At 54.4% G+C, this 17,684-nt stretch carries 13 protein-coding genes; 6 read left to right on the top strand and 7 right to left on the bottom strand.

The window, feature by feature from the left end; translation table 11 throughout:
• Positions 1 to 56: 56 nt before the first annotated feature.
• Genes ACLQ7H_RS27900 through ACLQ7H_RS27875 form a run of 6 tightly spaced genes read left to right on the top strand, consistent with a single transcriptional unit; the run spans position 57 to position 9,188 of the window.
• Positions 57 to 1,268 (top strand): glycosyltransferase family protein, encoded by a 1,212-nt coding sequence (locus ACLQ7H_RS27900; RefSeq protein ID WP_411755477.1) that lies wholly within the window; start codon positions 57 to 59, stop codon positions 1,266 to 1,268.
• Positions 1,258 to 2,505, top strand: coding sequence for a glycosyltransferase family 4 protein (locus ACLQ7H_RS27895; protein WP_411755476.1), 1,248 nt, complete (start codon positions 1,258 to 1,260; stop codon positions 2,503 to 2,505). The genes ACLQ7H_RS27900 and ACLQ7H_RS27895 overlap by 11 nt, the downstream gene beginning before the upstream one ends.
• The gene (locus ACLQ7H_RS27890; RefSeq protein ID WP_411755475.1) at positions 2,502 to 3,647 is read left to right on the top strand and encodes a glycosyltransferase family 4 protein; all 1,146 of its coding nucleotides are present in this window, start codon (positions 2,502 to 2,504) and stop codon (positions 3,645 to 3,647) included. The genes ACLQ7H_RS27895 and ACLQ7H_RS27890 overlap by 4 nt, the downstream gene beginning before the upstream one ends.
• On the top strand, positions 3,644 to 5,449 hold the full coding sequence (locus ACLQ7H_RS27885; RefSeq protein ID WP_411755474.1) for an ABC transporter ATP-binding protein: 1,806 nt from the start codon (positions 3,644 to 3,646) through the stop codon (positions 5,447 to 5,449). Before ACLQ7H_RS27890 ends, ACLQ7H_RS27885 begins: the two co-directional genes overlap by 4 nt.
• 27 nt (positions 5,450 to 5,476) lie before the next feature.
• Entirely contained in the window at positions 5,477 to 7,768 is a 2,292-nt protein-coding gene (locus ACLQ7H_RS27880) for a phosphotransferase (protein ID WP_411755473.1), read from the top strand.
• A 4-nt stretch (positions 7,769 to 7,772) separates the two neighbouring features.
• Positions 7,773 to 9,188, top strand: coding sequence for an alginate export family protein (locus ACLQ7H_RS27875; protein ID WP_411755472.1), 1,416 nt, complete (start codon positions 7,773 to 7,775; stop codon positions 9,186 to 9,188).
• A gap of 33 nt (positions 9,189 to 9,221) precedes the next feature.
• Here ACLQ7H_RS27875 and ACLQ7H_RS27870 read toward each other — a convergent pair whose 3' ends face one another.
• The 7 genes from ACLQ7H_RS27870 to atpD all read right to left on the bottom strand — a co-directional run.
• Complete coding sequence (locus ACLQ7H_RS27870) at positions 9,222 to 10,220, bottom strand: Rieske 2Fe-2S domain-containing protein (RefSeq protein ID WP_411755471.1); 999 nt, start codon at positions 10,218 to 10,220, stop codon at positions 9,222 to 9,224.
• Entirely contained in the window at positions 10,217 to 11,296 is a 1,080-nt protein-coding gene (locus ACLQ7H_RS27865; RefSeq protein WP_411755470.1) for a GNAT family N-acetyltransferase, read from the bottom strand. Before ACLQ7H_RS27865 ends, ACLQ7H_RS27870 begins: the two co-directional genes overlap by 4 nt.
• A 1-nt stretch (position 11,297) precedes the next feature.
• Complete coding sequence (locus ACLQ7H_RS27860; protein ID WP_411755469.1) at positions 11,298 to 12,413, bottom strand: hypothetical protein; 1,116 nt, start codon at positions 12,411 to 12,413, stop codon at positions 11,298 to 11,300.
• Positions 12,414 to 12,527: 114 nt separating this feature from the next.
• On the bottom strand, positions 12,528 to 14,357 hold the full coding sequence (gene glmS, locus ACLQ7H_RS27855) for a glutamine--fructose-6-phosphate transaminase (isomerizing) (RefSeq protein ID WP_411755468.1): 1,830 nt from the start codon (positions 14,355 to 14,357) through the stop codon (positions 12,528 to 12,530).
• Positions 14,358 to 14,706: 349 nt separating this feature from the next.
• Positions 14,707 to 16,077, bottom strand: coding sequence for a bifunctional UDP-N-acetylglucosamine diphosphorylase/glucosamine-1-phosphate N-acetyltransferase GlmU (glmU, locus tag ACLQ7H_RS27850; RefSeq protein ID WP_411755467.1), 1,371 nt, complete (start codon positions 16,075 to 16,077; stop codon positions 14,707 to 14,709).
• Positions 16,078 to 16,371: 294 nt separating this feature from the next.
• The gene (locus ACLQ7H_RS27845) at positions 16,372 to 16,791 is read right to left on the bottom strand and encodes a F0F1 ATP synthase subunit epsilon (protein ID WP_004933814.1); all 420 of its coding nucleotides are present in this window, start codon (positions 16,789 to 16,791) and stop codon (positions 16,372 to 16,374) included.
• Between the two features lie 20 nt (positions 16,792 to 16,811).
• Positions 16,812 to 17,684, bottom strand: an 873-nt coding sequence (gene atpD, locus ACLQ7H_RS27840; RefSeq protein ID WP_411755466.1) for a F0F1 ATP synthase subunit beta, incomplete at its 5' end; no start/stop codon positions are given.

Below are 17,684 nucleotides of genomic sequence, written 5' to 3'. Positions count from 1 at the left end.
TAAAATAGAGACAATCCCTATTCAAGGATAAAGGGATTTACAGTAGGGAGTGCTAAATGCGTGAATATCCGGTACCAAAAATCGTTTTTTATTCCCATGACACGATGGGGCTAGGGCATGTACGCAGGAACCTGTTGCTGGCCAGTGAGTTATTGGCCGCAATGCCGGAAACCGAGGTGCTATTAATCAGCGGCGTCCATGAGTCCGGTAGCTTTAACTTGCCCAAAGGGGCGGACATTATCACCCTACCAACCTATTTTAAAAGTGCTGAAGGCGAGTATTTACCTCGCTCGCTAGGCAGGGATGTCCAGCGCCTGACATCCCTGAGAGCAGACATTATTCAAGCGGCAATGAAAACATTTAAACCTGATGTTTTTATTGTCGACAACGTTCCCAGAGGCGCGATGTCAGAATTGGACAGCGTATTACCTATACTGGTAAAGAATGGTACCCACTTGGTGCTAGGCCTACGTGATATTGTTGACGATCCTGCGACCGTACGGCGACAATGGGATAAATTAAATAATATTGAGACTATTCGTAATTACTTTTCCTCTATTTGGATATATGGCGATAAGTCATTTTATAATTTAGCTCAGGCTTATCGCTTTGATGGTGATACCTGCCAAAAAATTTCTTTTCTTGGTTACCTGGATGCTACCCGTCGCCCACGCCAGCAGGCCAAACCCCAGGCAATCGTGCCCGGTATCCGGCAACCCTATGCGCTTTGCCTGGTGGGCGGAGGCCAGGATGGTGTTGAGCTGGCCACTACGTTTGCCAACGCCACCTTTCCCACCGGCATGATGGGAGTGTTGATTACCGGTTCAATGATGCCCGCCGAGCAACGGGAAGAGCTGCAAAGGATCGCTGCCAAGCGTCATGACCTGCTGGTGGTCCGATTTGTTGCCGAGCCTCTGGAGTTATTGCGTCAGGCGGAATGCCTAGTGGCCATGGGGGGCTATAACACCACTACGGAAATCTTATCCTTCCACAAGCGTGCCTTGATCGTCCCCCGCGTTACCCCTCGCCAGGAACAATGGCTGCGCGCAAGTCGGTTGGCGGAGATGCAACTGGTGTCTTGCCTACATCCTGACCACTTGAGTCTACCGATCCTCAACCACTGGCTGGCAGAACAAAGCACGCCGCAAAACCCACGTCATGTTTTGAATTTTAATGGGCTGGGGGCCTTTACCCACAAAGTTAAAGCACTGTTCCAATCCAGCAACGCTGTAGCAAAAACCAGACAGGAGACGTTCGATGAAATCTGACCCACAAACACTGCCGATTTATGTGGGTTACGTCGTAAAACGTTACCCCCGCTTTTCCGAAACCTTCGTGGTGAACGAGATCCTGGCGCATGAACGTGCCGGAGCAAAAGTCGCTATTTTTGCTCTTGGCCCAGTGGATGAACCCCACTTCCAGCACGATATTGCCGAAGTGCGGGCACCTGTTACACGGCTCAACGACAAGCAGCGCAATGGCGAAAGCTTTTGGGCGCTATTGCAACAGGCTCATCAGCAACTGCCCGACTTTGCCAACAACCTGTTCCTGGCACAACACCACAACGTTCATGAGTTTGCCCAGGCCATCATGCTGGCCCTGGCGGTACGTGCACAAGGTATACAGTGCCTGCATGCCCATTTCGCCACGCGCGCCACCACCGTCGCACGGCTGGCAGCCAGCCTGAGCGGGGTCAGCTATACCTTCACCGCCCATGCCAAAGATATTTACTACCCGTATGAGGAAACCACAGATATGGCCCGCAAGCTACGCGATAGCGCCCAGGCGATCACGGTTTCCGACTACAACCTGGCCTATCTCAGACAGGTTTACGGCCAAGATGCCGATAAGGCAATCAGGGTCTATAACGGCATCGATCTGGCGAAATTTCCTTATCAGGCACCCGCCAACCAAACCCGCCATATTTTGGCGGTTGGCCGCCTGGTCGCCAAGAAAGGTTTCGACACCCTGATTGAAGCACTGAGCCTGCTACATTCACGCGGCGTTGCATTTCGCGCAACGATCGTGGGTTATGGCCCGTTACAAGATGCGTTGGCAGCACAGATTCAAGCCGCAGGAATAGCACACCGGGTCACTTTGGCGGGTTCATTACCTCAGCCCGGCATCATTTATGCCATGCAAAATGCCGCGATGGTAGTGGCGCCCTGTGTCGTGAGTGAAGAGGGCGATCGGGATGGCTTGCCAACCATCCTGCTGGAAGCCATGGCGCTGGGAACCCCCGTTATCTCAACGCGGGTCGCGGGTATCCCCGAATTGGTCACTGAAGGTGAAACCGGGCTTTGCGTCGCTCCTCAGGATCCGCATGCCCTCGCCAAAGCCATGTTACAACTGCTCGATGACCCTCCCACCGGTCTTGCTTTATCGCTACGGGCCAGAGAGCGTATCGAGCAGCACTATGACATCGACAAAAACACCACCCAGCTACGGGCTATCTTTCGAGCCAATGCTCACCCCATACCTGCTACCCAAGGGGGCTTATCGTGAAGGTCGCTTATCTCTGTGCCGATCCCGGCATTCCAGTATTTGGCCATAAAGGCGCATCGATACATATTCAGGAAGTGCTACGTGCCTTACTGGCTCAGGGGATGACGATTACGTTGTTTGCCCAACGCTTTGGCGGGCCGGTGCCCGCTGAGTTTAAAGAGATCAAAATTAAGCCACTGCCGTCCGTGTCACCTAATACCCAAGAAGAAGAACGTGCGCGGCAGGCATTGGGAGCCAATAGCTGGGTGACCGAACAGTTGGCGCTCACCGGGCCTTATGATGTGGTCTATGAGCGTTATTCTTTGTGGAGCCATGCGGGTATGACCTTTGCCCGTAAATCAGGCATCACCGGTATTCTGGAAGTGAATGCCCCATTGATCGAAGAACAGCGTAAATATCGGCAACTCCCCCTGGAGCAGGAAGCCGAGCAGACATTACGCCAGGTGCTCACGAACGCCGATACTATCATCGCAGTATCCTCTGGGGTGAAAACCTGGCTGGAGAACTTCCCAGAGTCTGGGAGTAAGGTTCATGTGGTGGCCAACGGCGTCGATCCGGCAAGATACCCAGCACGGAAAACGGTACGCAATAATCCGGCGGTGATTGGTTTTGTGGGTTCACTGAAACCTTGGCATGGGGTGCAGACCCTGGTTGAAGCCTTTCACCTCCTGCACCAGCACGGCCGCCCTGTCCGGCTTTGTATCGTCGGTGATGGCCCCGAATATCCGCAGCTGCGTGCCCAATTGACGCAGTATGGGTTACTCTCTTTCTGCTATTTCTCCGGTGCGGTCAATCATGCCAGCGTGCCAAGGTTACTGGCAGCGATGGACATTGCCGTCGCCCCCTATCCGCAGTTGGCCGGGTTCTATTTCTCACCGCTGAAAATCTATGAGTACATGGCCGCCAGGTTACCGGTGATCACCACCCGGGTCGGACATTTGCCTGAGGTGGTGGCAGAAGGAAAGACCGGGCTGCTGGTCCCGCCGGATGATACCCTGGCGCTGTGCATCGCGATTGAGCGCCTGTTGGACGATGCTCCGCTCTGCCAGCGGCTGGGAGATGCCGGGCGGCAACAGGTAGAACAAAACCAGAGTTGGCAGAGCATTACAGCGCAAATCTGGCGTTTGGCGGGCCTGAAGTGAATAGCCACAATAACGCGAAGATGTTGCGTCTCTTCCTGCCCTATATCCGCAAACAGCGAAGGTTGATCCAAAGCGCCTTTCTGGCGCTGTTGCTGGCATCCGGCATACGTTTACTGGAGCCGTGGCCGTTGGCGTTTGCCATCGATCTCATTTTGGCAGAGGTCTCAGACAAACCCGTGTCCGGCAAGCTGGCCACTTATGGTGACTGGAGCATCCAGACCGGGCTGTGGTTGTGCGCAGGTGGCGTCTTCGTGATTGCCATCCTCAAGGCAGCCATCAGCTATTTCAGCACCATTGGCCTGGCGTTGGCAGGTAGCCGAGTGCTCAGCGAGATCCGCCTGGATCTGTTTGCCCATCTGTTACGCCTTCCCCTCAAGTTTCATCATCAGGCCAGAACCGGCGATTTGACGATGCGCCTGGTTAACGACATAGCCATGCTGCGCGAAGTGACCGTTACCGCACTCATGCCGCTATTGTCGAGCATCGTGATCCTGTTAGGCATGCTCGGCATTATGCTGTTCCTCGACTGGAAGCTGACGCTGATCGCCCTGCTGCCGTTGCTATTACTGGTGTGGATGACCCGCAGTGCCAGCCAGAAAATCAGCCACGTCAGCCGCGGGCAGCGTAAACGGGAAGGGGCTTTGGCCGCCAAGGCAGCCGAATACCTAGGTGGCATTGCGACGGTGCAAGCCTTGTCGCTGGAGTCGGCGACGATGAAAAGCTTTCGCGGCGACGATGCGCAAAGCCTACAACAGAACGTGCAAACCAAGCGTCTGTCCGCCGGATTGGAACGCCGGGTAGATATTCTGATCGCGTTCACCACCGGATTAGTGTTGTTAAACGGCGCCATGGAAGTCCTGGCTGGCCGCATGTCGCCGGGCGATCTGCTGATCTTCCTGTCCTATCTGAAGAATACCTTTCGTCCGGTTAGAGAATACGCCAAGTACACCGGGCGCTTATCAAAAGCGATCACGGCAGGAGAGCGTATCGTCGATCTGCTGCACCACCAGCCAGCGATCGTAGAGCGCCCCAATGCGGGCGAATTGGCCGCCACGCGTGGGGATATCCGTTTTGACAATATCCATTTCAGCTATCAAACAACAACAGCGGCGGAGTTCAGACAGACGCTGCAAGGGGCCAGCTTTTATATCCCCGCAGGTCAAAGCATGGCGGTAACCGGACCTTCTGGCGCGGGTAAGTCCACCCTGATCGGCCTGTTGCTGCGCCTGTACGATCCAGGCTCTGGGCGCATCGAGATCGGTGGCCGGGATATTCGCGATTATACCCTCAACAGCATTCGCCAGCGGATAAGCTATGTTCCGCAAGATAACCTGCTATTTGGCGTCTCGGTTCGCGAGAATATCAATCTGGCAGCCCATAGCGAGGTCACAGAGGAACAGACAATCGCGGCCGCGCGCCTGGCCAATGCCCATGAATTTATCATGGCCCTGCCGCAGGGGTACGACACCGTCATCAGCGAGAGAGGAAGCTCACTGTCTGGTGGGCAACGCCAGCGCATTGCCATCGCCCGGGCTGCCATCAGACAAAATTCAATCCTGATACTGGATGAACCAGGCGTCGGGTTGGACAGCAAAAACGAAAATGCCGTCATAGAAGCCCTGTCACGGTTGATGCATGACCGCACCAGCCTGGTCATTACGCACAACCTCTCTTTCGCCAGCAGAGCCGATCGCATCCTGTTTCTGGACCAGGGAACGATCGTTGAGCAAGGTACACATGACGAGCTGCTGGCCAAGCAGGGCCGTTATTGGGAGTTGTGGCAGTTACAACGGCCAGTCTGAATCAAGCCAGGAGGCAAAATAACCCCTATGACAAAACATGCAGCCGATCTTCGCATCATCGCTCAGGATCTCCAGCTACCCGGTTTGGCACTGCTGCTGGATAACGACGCCCTGCTCCAGGCGCTACGGGGTCTGCCCACCTTGCAAGATGCCCGATCCGTTACGCTAGACTATTTACGCTATAAACCCGGCAACAGCTGTGCCGCAAGCCTGACCGTGACGCTGGGTTCACAACAGCGCAAAACCTATTTTGCCAAAGCGTTGACCGCCGAGCGGTTTATTCAGTCCTGGCAACACCCCAAGCGCCAGGCACTGATCGCCGCTGGCGATCCAGATGCTCCTCAGGCTCTGCACGCGAATGCCATCCTGCTACAACATCCGCTACACGATCGTACCCTGCGTTTTTTGCATTTACTCAAACATGACGAGACACGCCAGGCGTTATTACGCCAGCTTTTGCCCTCTTTCAACGAGGTGGAGCATATCGACTGGCGTTTTCTACGCTATAAACCAGAGCGCCGTAGCATCATCCAACTCTCTTATCACAATGAACCCATAGCCATACTGCGCTGCGCCAGTGCCAAAGAGTATGGGCGAATGCTACAGGGAACGGCGGTAGGCGCGGCTTTAGGCCATATCTCATTGCTTGGCTGCCTCGGCAATCAGCAGATGCTGGCAACGCGTTGGATCGCGGGTGAGAGCCTGGGGCCAGAACATAGCGGAACGCTCTCTCTGAGCGCCATGGAGGCAGCAGGTAGCGCCTTGGCTCAGGTCCACAGCACGCCGTTTTCGCTTCCCCAGGCATCAGGCAACAATGAGAACATCCAGGCGTTATGGCGCGTGTTGAATATCCTTACCGTTATCTATCCGTCGGGTGCCGTACGCTATCGTGAGTTAGCCAGCCAAATTGCTCAATACCTGATGGCTTGCCGGATCCAACCGGTACTGATCCACGGTGATTTTTCCGCCGATCAGGTGGTGAAACCCGCCGACGGTGGCGCACTGCAGATTATCGATTGGGATCGTTGTACTTACGGCGTTCCCCTAATGGATTTAGCCTCCTTTCAGGCTCGTTTAGAGCTCCAGGCTATTGATAAAACCCTGCAATATCCCTCCGTTGACGCCGTGATGAGCGCTTTTCTGTCCGGTTACTCGGCTGCCCGTACCAGCCCGATGGAGAAGCCGGCTCTGGCCTGGTATGCGGCCTGGGCGCTAATGTGTCTGGCGACAGAGCCCTTTCGCGTAAGGGCTACAGATTGGCCAGAGCAGATCGAGGCATTACTCAATCGTGTACAACAACTGCTAGCCCAGACCACCTCGCCGGTCTCTCCACCACCGGAAAAGTTGCTGGTGCAACTCAGTACCCCATCGATCATGGCACACCCGCTGATCGCGGCATTGAACCTGCCGCCACAAAGCCGGTTACAGGCTTGCAGGATTACACGGCATAAGCCTGGCCGGCGCGCCCTTATCCACTATCAGATCGCCGATCCAGACCAACTGCATGAGGTATTGGGGAAATACAGTAAAAAGGGAGTAAACCGTGCCGCCTTTGACTATCAACAACTCCTTTGGCGACAAGGTTGGCATGACACAGCCCCTTTCACCGTCCCCGAGCCACTGGCCCTGCTGCCCGAGTGGAATATTTGGCTGCAACGTAAGGTCAATGCCGTTGCATTAACCGAACGGCTCATGCCCAACGAGCCGCGGCTAGCCGAGTTGGGAACACAGGTGGGTAAGGCTTTGGCCGCATTACACCAGCATCAAGGGCTACAACTTGCCGTAGCGGCAAAAACGTGGCGTATCGCCGACGAACTGGCGGTATTGCGCAAAGGCTTGCACCAAGTGGCAACATTATATCCCTATTGGCAAGCCCACCTTATTCGCCTGTTGCGTGCTTGTGAACGCCTAAGCCTTTCGTTGAACAGGGAAAAAACGTCCTGCGTCCACCGTGATTTTTACCCCGATCAGGTCCTGATAAGTAACCAACACCCTCTACGGTTTACCCTGTTGGATTTTGATCTGTGCTGCACCAGTGCCCCAGCTCTGGATGCTGGCAACTATCTGGCACATGTGCGTGAACTGGCGTTACGCCAGTATGGCGATATGCATGCGTTAGATAGCCATGAGCAGGCTTTTACCGCCGCTTTTCTCACTGATTCGCCGGAGGTGGATCCGCGATCCGTTATGGCATTTACCACCCTGGCGTTAGCCCGCCATATTTTTCTAAGCACGCAGTTTACCGAGCGGCACCACACCACGGCGACGTTGATCGCTGTGTGTGAACAAGCCCTGGCTAAGGAATTAAAACAGGAATAGGGATATGTTGACGCAATGCGATCGTTTTACCCACGCGATGGGGCTGGGGTTGTTATTAACACCGCTTTTTTCCTTGGCGGATGAGGTGCCAGGCCGCTGGTTTAAAGAGCGGGAAAAAAACGCGCTGTTGGCGGCCATCATAGAACAGGACATCCCTGGTCTTCTCCAACTGGATAGCCACGATCAGATTGAAATTGTTGATACCCATAACGACACCAAACGACCAACCCAAGGCCCCAAGCCCGTGAAGGTCATCAGTATCAATCTCCGGGCCAAGATGGAGCTGTATAATCTGCGCAACAAAAAATTAAGGCACGGGGATAAAAGAGAAAACGAACTGGCCCAAGAGCCGTCACTGCGGATGAATGTGGGGGTGATGGAAAATAACCCGATTTATGGCCGTGCGGAAATCGAATGGCAACGCAAAACCAAACGAAAATCGGCGGCACAGCCGGAAAGGCAGACCAAGCTGGAGCTGAATCAGGCTTACGTGGGTTTGGCAGAGAATATTATTCCTTATACCCACTTTCGTCTGGGGCGTTGGCTGTACCGTGATGAACGCGAGTGGCTGTTTGATGAAAATCTGGATGGGATTGTTGCGCAGAGCAAGCTGGGTGACTGGCACCTGGAGGCGCTGGGTGGCAGGGTTAACTACTGGCAGAAAGATTTGCTCGATCGCTCCACCCGCAGTACCGAGCCGGTGAATATCGGTAGCCTGATACTACGCAAAAAAATAGCGAATAAGTGGCAAATGGGGGCTTATACCGTCGCCCAATACCATGGCGATAATTACGATCGGCAGCTCAATATCGGCCTGCGCTCCCATAACCCGGCCAAAAAGGGACTGCAGCACTGGGTTGAGCTGGGTATGTCTGAAAAACATCAATCAGATAGCGATAAACGAGGTTATGCGGTCGATCTGGGGGGAACCTATCGATTTGAAGATCGGGCGCTACAACCACGAGTGACGCTAGGCTATGCCTTCGGTAGCCAAGATTACCGGCAAACGGGTTTGCACTCCAACGAGGCCACCTTGGGCGGCAGTACCAAATTCAAAATATACGGGGAAACATTAAATCCGGATCTGACAAACCTCCATATCTTCACCGCGAGCTTGGGAATGGAACTCTCCCAGCAGGCAACCCTGGACGTCGTCTACCACCGTTATCACCAGGCCAGACTAAGCGATTTTGCCAACAACCAGACAGCGTTATCCAGCAAATACGATCGCCAGAATACCCGCTACCTGGGATCCGGAGTCGATATGGTTTTAGGGTGGAAGCCAACGGATAACACCAAGGTTGAGGCTATCGTCGGGATGTTCTCACCATCCAAACGCTTTGCCTCTGCCAGCAGCCCCCACAGCCCTCGCAGTGAGAAAGCCTATTCTATTGGGTTGGAGGCCGAAATCAGATTCTGAAACAGGGGCTGGAGCGCTACCTTTTCAGCCACGTTAAAGCTCGATATCACGAGCCTGACTCGCCTGCGGATGCTTTCCGTGCAGCAGTTGCCATAATGGCTTGGCCACCATGTCCGTCGGCGAGAACAGATACCGCTCACCATAACGTTGCTGCGCCTGCTGCTGGATAGCCAGGATTTGGCCATCCTGACGAAACAGCAGATTCAAAAACGGCCGCAGCAGGGCAAAGCGCAAACCGTCTGGCATCGCGCGCGAACGGGGAAGATAGATCCGAACCCACATGCCGGTACGCCCAGCCTGATGCGGGATTAAATACAGCAACGTTTTAAACACCAGCCGCTGCTGCTGATAATAATCCAACTCGATCATGCCCGGCAGCGTAAAGCGGGCCAGGTTACGATCGATTCCGCGATCGAACAATCGGTTAATCCAGCCGTTTTGCCGTTGATGTAAAGCGTAATCGGTGACGATCTCTTCTATATCAACTTGCTGCGTCACCGTCATGGCCTGTTTCCCCGATTGGCGCAACAGCTTGCGGTGGATATAAGGGGTATGACAGGGATCGAGAAAATTTTCGGCCGTATGGAACACACCACAGTCAACCTGGCGGTATTCCTGGCGATACGACATCCCGTTAATTTCAGGCATCGCAACCAGCGGGGCGCTACCGTCATCCTCTTGCAGTCTGACCCAGATAAGCCCTTGAAACTCCTTCACCGCAAAACGCTGTAGCCGGGCACAGCAGGCTGGTTGCTGGCTGCCCGGCGTATGTCGCAATTCGCCCTGGTCATCAAATTGCCAACCGTGGTAGCAGCACTGTAAACGCCCCTGTTCCACATGGCCCAAAGATAGGGGGACCAAACGATGCGGGCAACTATCGAGAAAACAGCAAACTTTCCCTGCCAGCCGTACTAGAACCAACTGACGATCCAACAGCTGAATAGCGTGAGGCCTCTGGCCCAGCTGCTTTTGCGATAACACCGGATACCAGTAGCGCTGTAAATGTGGGTAAGGGAAAGTCGGGCGGGTCATAACTTATAGCGCCTCAGTAATGGCTGATAGACCTGGCGGGAAAGCCAGGAGATCACCGCCCAGACGCCACGCTGATAGCCGTTAAGGTGCCGGACATAAACCATGCTGTACTCAATCACCGGTTGGCAACCCCGCAACCGCTTAAAATCCGGCGCACCGGAACTCAAATTGAGAAACAGCTTGTGCTTCATGGTGTAGCGTAACGCAAAGGCGATCAGACGACGATATAGCGCCAATGATGCAGGTAATTCCGTTCGATAGCCGACGATCGGCACCGTTACCGTCTGTTCTAACTGAACCATTCCCAACACCCCCACCATTTGCTGCTGGTGGAACAACCCGTACAGTTGCAACAAGCCAAGCTGCGAGGCCTGAGATAAATAACCGGCGGTGAACTGCACATTCTGGCGACTGTATTTTTCCAGGTAGAGCTGGTTATACAGGCGTTCGGCACACTGCATTTGCTCTGGGTCATCGGCAGATAGCCGTTTGAACTCCCATCCCCTCTGATGCAGTAATTTGTCATCCCGGCGCGCATTGATTTTACCCCACCAGCGTAAAGGATCGTCCAGACAATAAACCTGACGGCTGACGATAGGCAACCAACCTTGCCGGGAGAGCCGTGCCAATAGATCGGGGGTCTGCTGTCCATTAAGAGAACGGATCATCAAAGTATGCAGGGGATAGCGCTGCAATGCCTGTTGCCGCAGTATGTCGGTATCCAGGGATTGCCAATCGCTGCTGGTCATATTGGTGGAAAGGCACTGATTATTCAGCACCTGAAGCCGATCGACATGCGCCAGCAATAGAGGCCATTTCAGCAACAGCGTCAGCCCGTTGCACAGCACCCGCAACGCGCCGTTATCGATTTTGATAATCTCATCCCGAGCATAATCGACGATCAGTGCCAACGGGGAAACCACGTAGCAATTACCGGGCACGTAATCATTGACCGTCGCCGGTATCCAGACGCCATCCTGCTGATACTCGGTTAACGATGTCTGAAGGTTGGCGATCATGCCGGGCTGTTGCAACAGAGTCACTTGCAGGCGTTGCCAATGATTAACTGGCTCCATGCTAGCCGTCCCACTCGATATCGAAGGTGCTGGCATCGGTGAGGGGCCGCCGATAGCGTAAGCTGCGGTATCCCATTTCCAGCAGAGCACACCACTGCGCTCCGGCACCGATCGGCCAACGTTGATCGTTGAGCAGATTTGGCGCTTGGCGAAAATCCCGCCATAACGTCGCCAGCTGCTTATCGCGCCAAGCCTGCCGGGCAAAGAATAACAGAACGATCACTCCTACATGTCCCGCCTTGGGCGGCGCTGGCAGGTATTGCAATTGCCCATCGGCAGCAATCGACATCTGAGCGCCCAGCAAATGCAGGCCGCTGGTGGCCCTGGGGTTACACTCGATAACAAAAATCACCCCGTCCTGTTCGATAAAATCGAAAGCCACCTGGCCATGAAAGCCGGTTTTTTCCCCAAACTGACGGACAAAATCGTCCAGCCGCCGATCCTGATAGGGAACAAAGTAGCTGCCTGCGGCCTGATTGAAGCAGTATTTGGGTTGATAAGCCTGATGCGCGATTAGCCTGCCGTGCTCAAACACGGCATAGTTGCACAATGCCACGCCGTTTAATTTCTGCTGCTGGACCCAGGGAATATGCTCGTTGAGCTGCCGATCGTTCAACAAATCAGGCTTTGGCGTGCGGATCACTTTACGACCAAAGCGCGAATAAACCGGTTTCAAAATGGTCTGGGGGTCGTCGGCAATTTGCGAGCAGGAGGTCAACAATCGGGTTGCGGGAGTCCGCACTTCCCCCAATCCCGTTAACAGGCTCAGGCTTTGGTACTTATGATGCAGCTCAAATAGCAACCGCCGTTCGGGTAACAGCCACTCGGTGGGCCCGATATACGCAGCAAATGCCTGTGAGAGATAGAAGATCTCTTCGCAGGTGGGGATCAGCAGCCCAATGTCATGTTGGTCGAGATAGCCTTGCAGCTGCCGTTGATAACCGGCAAGGTCCTGGCGTGGGGAGGGAAGCCGAAGATAACCTTCAATCCCTTGTAAAAAGCGGCCCAGCGGCCATTTCAGGCTATCTGCTAACCAGACACGGTGCCCACTGCGCAACGCAATACGCGCCCACTCAATCGCGACAGGAGCCCGTGCTCCAGTAATCAAAATATTCATTGCCAACCCATTCCCTGCTGTATCGCCAGCCAATCATAGCGTCAATAGCGACAATGAAGATAAAAAAATACCGTGTTGAACCCAACACGGTATTCACAGCAGGAAGGTTAGCGATTATTCCACAGTAACGGACTTCGCCAGGTTACGTGGCTGATCCACATCGGTGCCTTTGATCAGCGCCACGTAGTAAGACAGCAACTGCAACGGCACGGTGTAGAAGATCGGTGCGACTATTTCTTCCACGTGCGGCAGTTGGATGATGGTCATCCCTTCGCTGCTGACAAAGCCGGCATCCTGATCGGCGAACACATACAGCTGACCGCCACGGGCGCGCACCTCTTCGATATTGGATTTAAGCTTCTCCAACAGCTCGTTGTTAGGCGCAACCACGATCACCGGCATGTCGGCATCGATCAATGCCAGCGGGCCGTGCTTGAGTTCACCGGCGGCGTACGCCTCAGCGTGGATATAGGAGATCTCTTTAAGCTTCAGCGCCCCTTCCATCGCGATCGGGTATTGATCGCCACGGCCAAGGAACAGTGCGTGATGCTTGTCAGAGAAACCTTCTGCCAGCGCTTCGATGCTCTTATCCAGTGACAACATCTGCTCAATACGCGCAGGTAACGCCTGCAAGCCATGCACGATGTCATGTTCTACGCTTTCCGCCATCCCTTTCAGACGGCCCAGACGCGCCACCAGCATCAACAACACAGCAAGCTGAGTGGTAAAGGCTTTAGTGGAGGCAACACCGATTTCGGTACCGGCCTTGGTCATCAACGCCAGGTCGGATTCACGCACCAGGGAAGAACCGGCCACGTTGCACACGGCCAGAGAACCCAAATAACCCAGCTCTTTGGACAGGCGCAGCGCTGCCAGCGTATCAGCAGTCTCACCGGATTGAGACAGGGTGATGATCAGGCTGCCCGGACGTACCGCTGACTTGCGATAACGGAATTCAGAGGCGATCTCGACATCACAAGGCACGCCGGCCAGTGACTCGAACCAGTAACGCGCCACCATTCCGGAGTGGTAGGAAGTCCCACAGGCGATGATCTGCACGTGCTGAACTTTTGACAGCAGTTCGTCGGCGTGCGCGCCAAGCTCACTCAGGTCGATCTTGCCATGGCTAAAACGCCCCTCAAGGGTGTTTTTCAGCGCCATTGGCTGCTCAAAAATCTCTTTTTGCATGTAATGACGGTACGCGCCTTTGTCACCGGCGTCGTATTGCACCTGAGATTCGATCTCTGGGCGCTCAATAGCATTACCCTGCTTGTCAAAAATGTTGACGGTGCGGCGGGTCACTTCTACCACGTCGCCTTCTTCCAGGAAGATAAAGCGGCGAGTTACCGGCAACAGGGCCAGTTGGTCGGAGGCAATGAAGTTTTCGCCCACGCCACGGCCAATCACCAGCGGGCTACCTGAACGGGCAGCAACCAATACGCTCGGATCGCGGCTGTCCATCACCACGGTGCCATAAGCGCCACGCAGTTGCGGGATCACACGCTGAACCACTTCCAGCAGCGTACCGCCCTGCTTTTGTTCCCAATGCACCAGGTGAGCAATCACCTCGGTATCGGTTTCAGAACTGAAATGATAACCACGCTCAATCAACTGTTCGCGCAGCGGTTCATAGTTTTCGATAATGCCGTTATGCACTACCGCGATGTAATCTGAAACATGAGGATGCGCGTTCGCCTCTGAAGGTTCACCGTGCGTAGCCCAACGGGTATGGGCAATCCCGGTACCACCATGCAGATCCTGTTGCTCTGCCGCTTCAGCCAGTTTTTGTACTTTGCCGACACGACGTAGACGGCTGACGTTCCCCTCGCTATCAACGACAGCCAGACCCGCTGAGTCATAGCCACGATATTCGAGACGACGTAAACCTTCCAACAGGATTTCTGAGATATCACGTTGCGCTACTGCACCTACAATTCCACACATTAGTCGTATTCCTAATTAAGTGCCTTTCAGGGCACTTGCGATGCCTTGACCTGATTTTTGCCGGTTTTACCGTGCTTCCCCGAGCCTGTAGAGAATGGGGATTATTATGTTTTGCTCTGTGCTCTTTAGCGAAAGTACAGAGCAAAACAGTGACGCCCTCACCCTAACCCTCTCCCACAGGGATAGGGGACCGATCGAGAGAGTCTGAACTTACATCTTCTACATTAGCACCGGCTGATTCACCTTGGTTGAAGGGGCGATCGCGGTTGCTAAGATTACCCCCTGCTATCCCAACAAAGCAGGGCTAACAGCTCCCTCTCCCTGTGGGAGAGGGTTGGGGTGAGGGGTGTTACTTCTTCTTGGTTGGGCGCTCCCAACCTTGAATATGCACCTGCTTGACCCGGCTCAATACCAGCTCATTATCCGCAATATCGCGAGTCACCGTGGTACCGGCAGCGATCGTCACCCCTTTGCCTACGGTGACCGGAGCCACCAACTGAGTGTCCGAACCGACAAACACGCCGTCGCCGATAATAGTTTTATGCTTGTTGGCACCATCGTAGTTGCAGGTGATGGTACCGGCACCGATATTCACATCGTCGCCAATCTCGGCGTCGCCCAGATAGCTCAAATGACCGGCTTTCGAGCCTTTGCCCAGACGGGCTTTCTTGATTTCCACGAAGTTGCCAACGTGGGCACCTTCCGCCAGTTCAGCACCAGGGCGCAAACGGGCAAACGGACCAACGGTACAGGCGGCTTCCAGCAGCGCATCTTCCAGCACGCTGTAAGGGCTGATCTCGCAGTCGTCGCCAATCACGCAGTCTCTCAGTACGCAGCCAGCACCGATCTTCACGCGGTTACCCAGCTTGACCATGCCTTCGATAATCACGTTGGCATCGATGGAGATATCACGGCCATGTTCCAGCACGCCACGCAGATCGAAGCGTGCCGGATCCAGCAGCATCACCCCAGCCAGCAGCAGCTTCTCTGCCTGCTCGGCCTGATACACGCGTTCAAGCTGCGACAGTTGCAGGCGGTTGTTCACGCCTTCAACTTCGCTCAGGCGCGCCGGGTGTGCCGCCTCAATCCTGTTACCCTCGGCATGAGCCAGAGCAATGATATCGGTGATATAGAATTCACCCTGCGCGTTATTATTATTCAACTTGCCCAGCCAGCGCTTCAGATCGCGACCGTTGGCCACCAGAATGCCGGTGTTGATCTCATTAATCTGGCGCTGCTCATCGCTGGCATCTTTATGTTCGATTATGCCTACCACATTGCCATTTTCACGCACGATACGACCATAACCACTCGGGTCTTGCAGTTTCACCGTCAGCAGGCCAATCCCCCCCTGAGGTTTAACTGCCAGCAGACGTTTCAGTGTTTCGACGGCGATCAGTGGCACATCGCCATACAGCATCAGTACGTCTTCATCATCAGCAAAATGCGGTGCCGCCTGCTGCATGGCATGACCGGTTCCCAACTGCTCGGCCTGCAATACCCAGTTTAGTGCATCATTGCGCAGAGTGCTTTTCAGCAGCTCGCCGCCATGGCCGTAGACCAAATGGACGTTTTTAGCCCCTAATTTCATGGCGGCATCAATGACGTGCTGCACCATTGGCTTACCCGCCAGCGGATGTAACACCTTGGGAAGGTCGGAATACATGCGTGTTCCCTTGCCCGCGGCGAGGATAACCACGCTTAATGCACTGTTAGACATAAGCAACCTGATAACTCCATTTTGATGGACGAAAGTAAACCCGTTTGCAGACGGAATTACTACATATTTCTCTACACGAATCCGGTGCAGGCCCCGTGGCTCTAAGCCTGCCATTATCCGGAGTATTCTCATTCAACTGCGAAAAAACTGTCGGCGATCGGCGACGATTAATTCCACTGGAAGCGCTAATACAGCACAATGCCTAGCCGGTTGAAACGCTTATTTTAAAACAAAAAAAAAGCGACCCACAGGGGCCGCTTTCTTATTTCCACACGCTGCAGGCAACGCGGGAGTTTACATCGCTTTTCTGGTGAGCTCGATAACGCGCAGTTTCGCGATCGCTTTCGCCAGTTCAGCAGATGCCTGAGCATAGTCGACATCGCCATGAGAGCTACGGATGTGCTCTTCAGCTTTACGCTTAGCTTCCAGCGCTCTCGCTTCGTCGAGGTCCGTTCCACGGATGGCAGTGTCCGCCAGCACGGTTACCACGCTCGGCTGTACCTCAAGGATACCGCCGGACAGGTAGATGAACTCTTCTTCACCGTGCTGTTTAACAATACGCACCATGCCAGGCTTGATGGCAGTCAGCAGCGGCGCATGGCCAGGGAAGATCCCCAGTTCGCCTTCGCTGCCTGTCACCTGGATCTTCTGCACCAGGCCGGAAAACATCTGTTTTTCCGCGCTGACCACATCCAGATGGTAAGTCATAGCCATATCACCCTCCTCTCAAGGCGTTACAGTTTCTTGGCTTTTTCCACTGCTTCTTCAATGGTGCCAACCATGTAGAACGCCTGCTCCGGCAGGTGGTCATAGTCGCCGTCCATAATGCCTTTGAAACCACGGATGGTGTCTTTCAGCGATACGAACTTGCCCGGAGAACCGGTAAAGACTTCTGCCACGAAGAACGGCTGAGACAGGAAACGTTGGATTTTACGCGCACGGGATACAACCAGCTTGTCATCTTCTGACAGCTCGTCCATACCCAGGATGGCGATAATATCTTTCAGTTCCTGATAGCGTTGCAGAATAGACTGCACGCCACGCGCTACGTCGTAGTGCTCCTGGCCAACTACCAGCGGATCCAGCTGACGGCTGGTAGAATCCAGTGGGTCAACGGCCGGGTAGATACCCAGAGAAGCGATGTTACGGCTCAGTACCACGGTTGCATCCAAGTGAGCAAAGGTGGTGGCTGGTGATGGGTCAGTCAAGTCATCCGCAGGAACGTAAACGGCCTGCACAGAGGTGATTGAACCGGTCTTGGTAGAGGTGATACGTTCTTGCAGAACACCCATCTCTTCCGCCAGCGTTGGCTGATAACCTACCGCCGATGGCATACGGCCCAGAAGCGCGGACACTTCGGTACCGGCCAGGGTATAACGGTAGATGTTATCGACGAACAGCAGTACGTCACGACCTTCGTCACGGAACTTCTCAGCCATGGTCAGGCCGGTCAGCGCAACGCGCAGACGGTTACCTGGTGGCTCGTTCATCTGGCCGTAAACCAGGGAAACTTTGTCCAGTACGTTGGAGTCGGTCATTTCGTGGTAGAAGTCGTTACCCTCACGAGTACGTTCACCCACGCCCGCAAACACAGAATAACCGGAGTG

Source organism: Serratia sp. (in: enterobacteria), from assembly GCF_046715635.1.
Taxonomy (GTDB): domain Bacteria; phylum Pseudomonadota; class Gammaproteobacteria; order Enterobacterales; family Enterobacteriaceae; genus Chania.
This window is presented reverse-complemented; position numbering and strand designations above follow the sequence as displayed.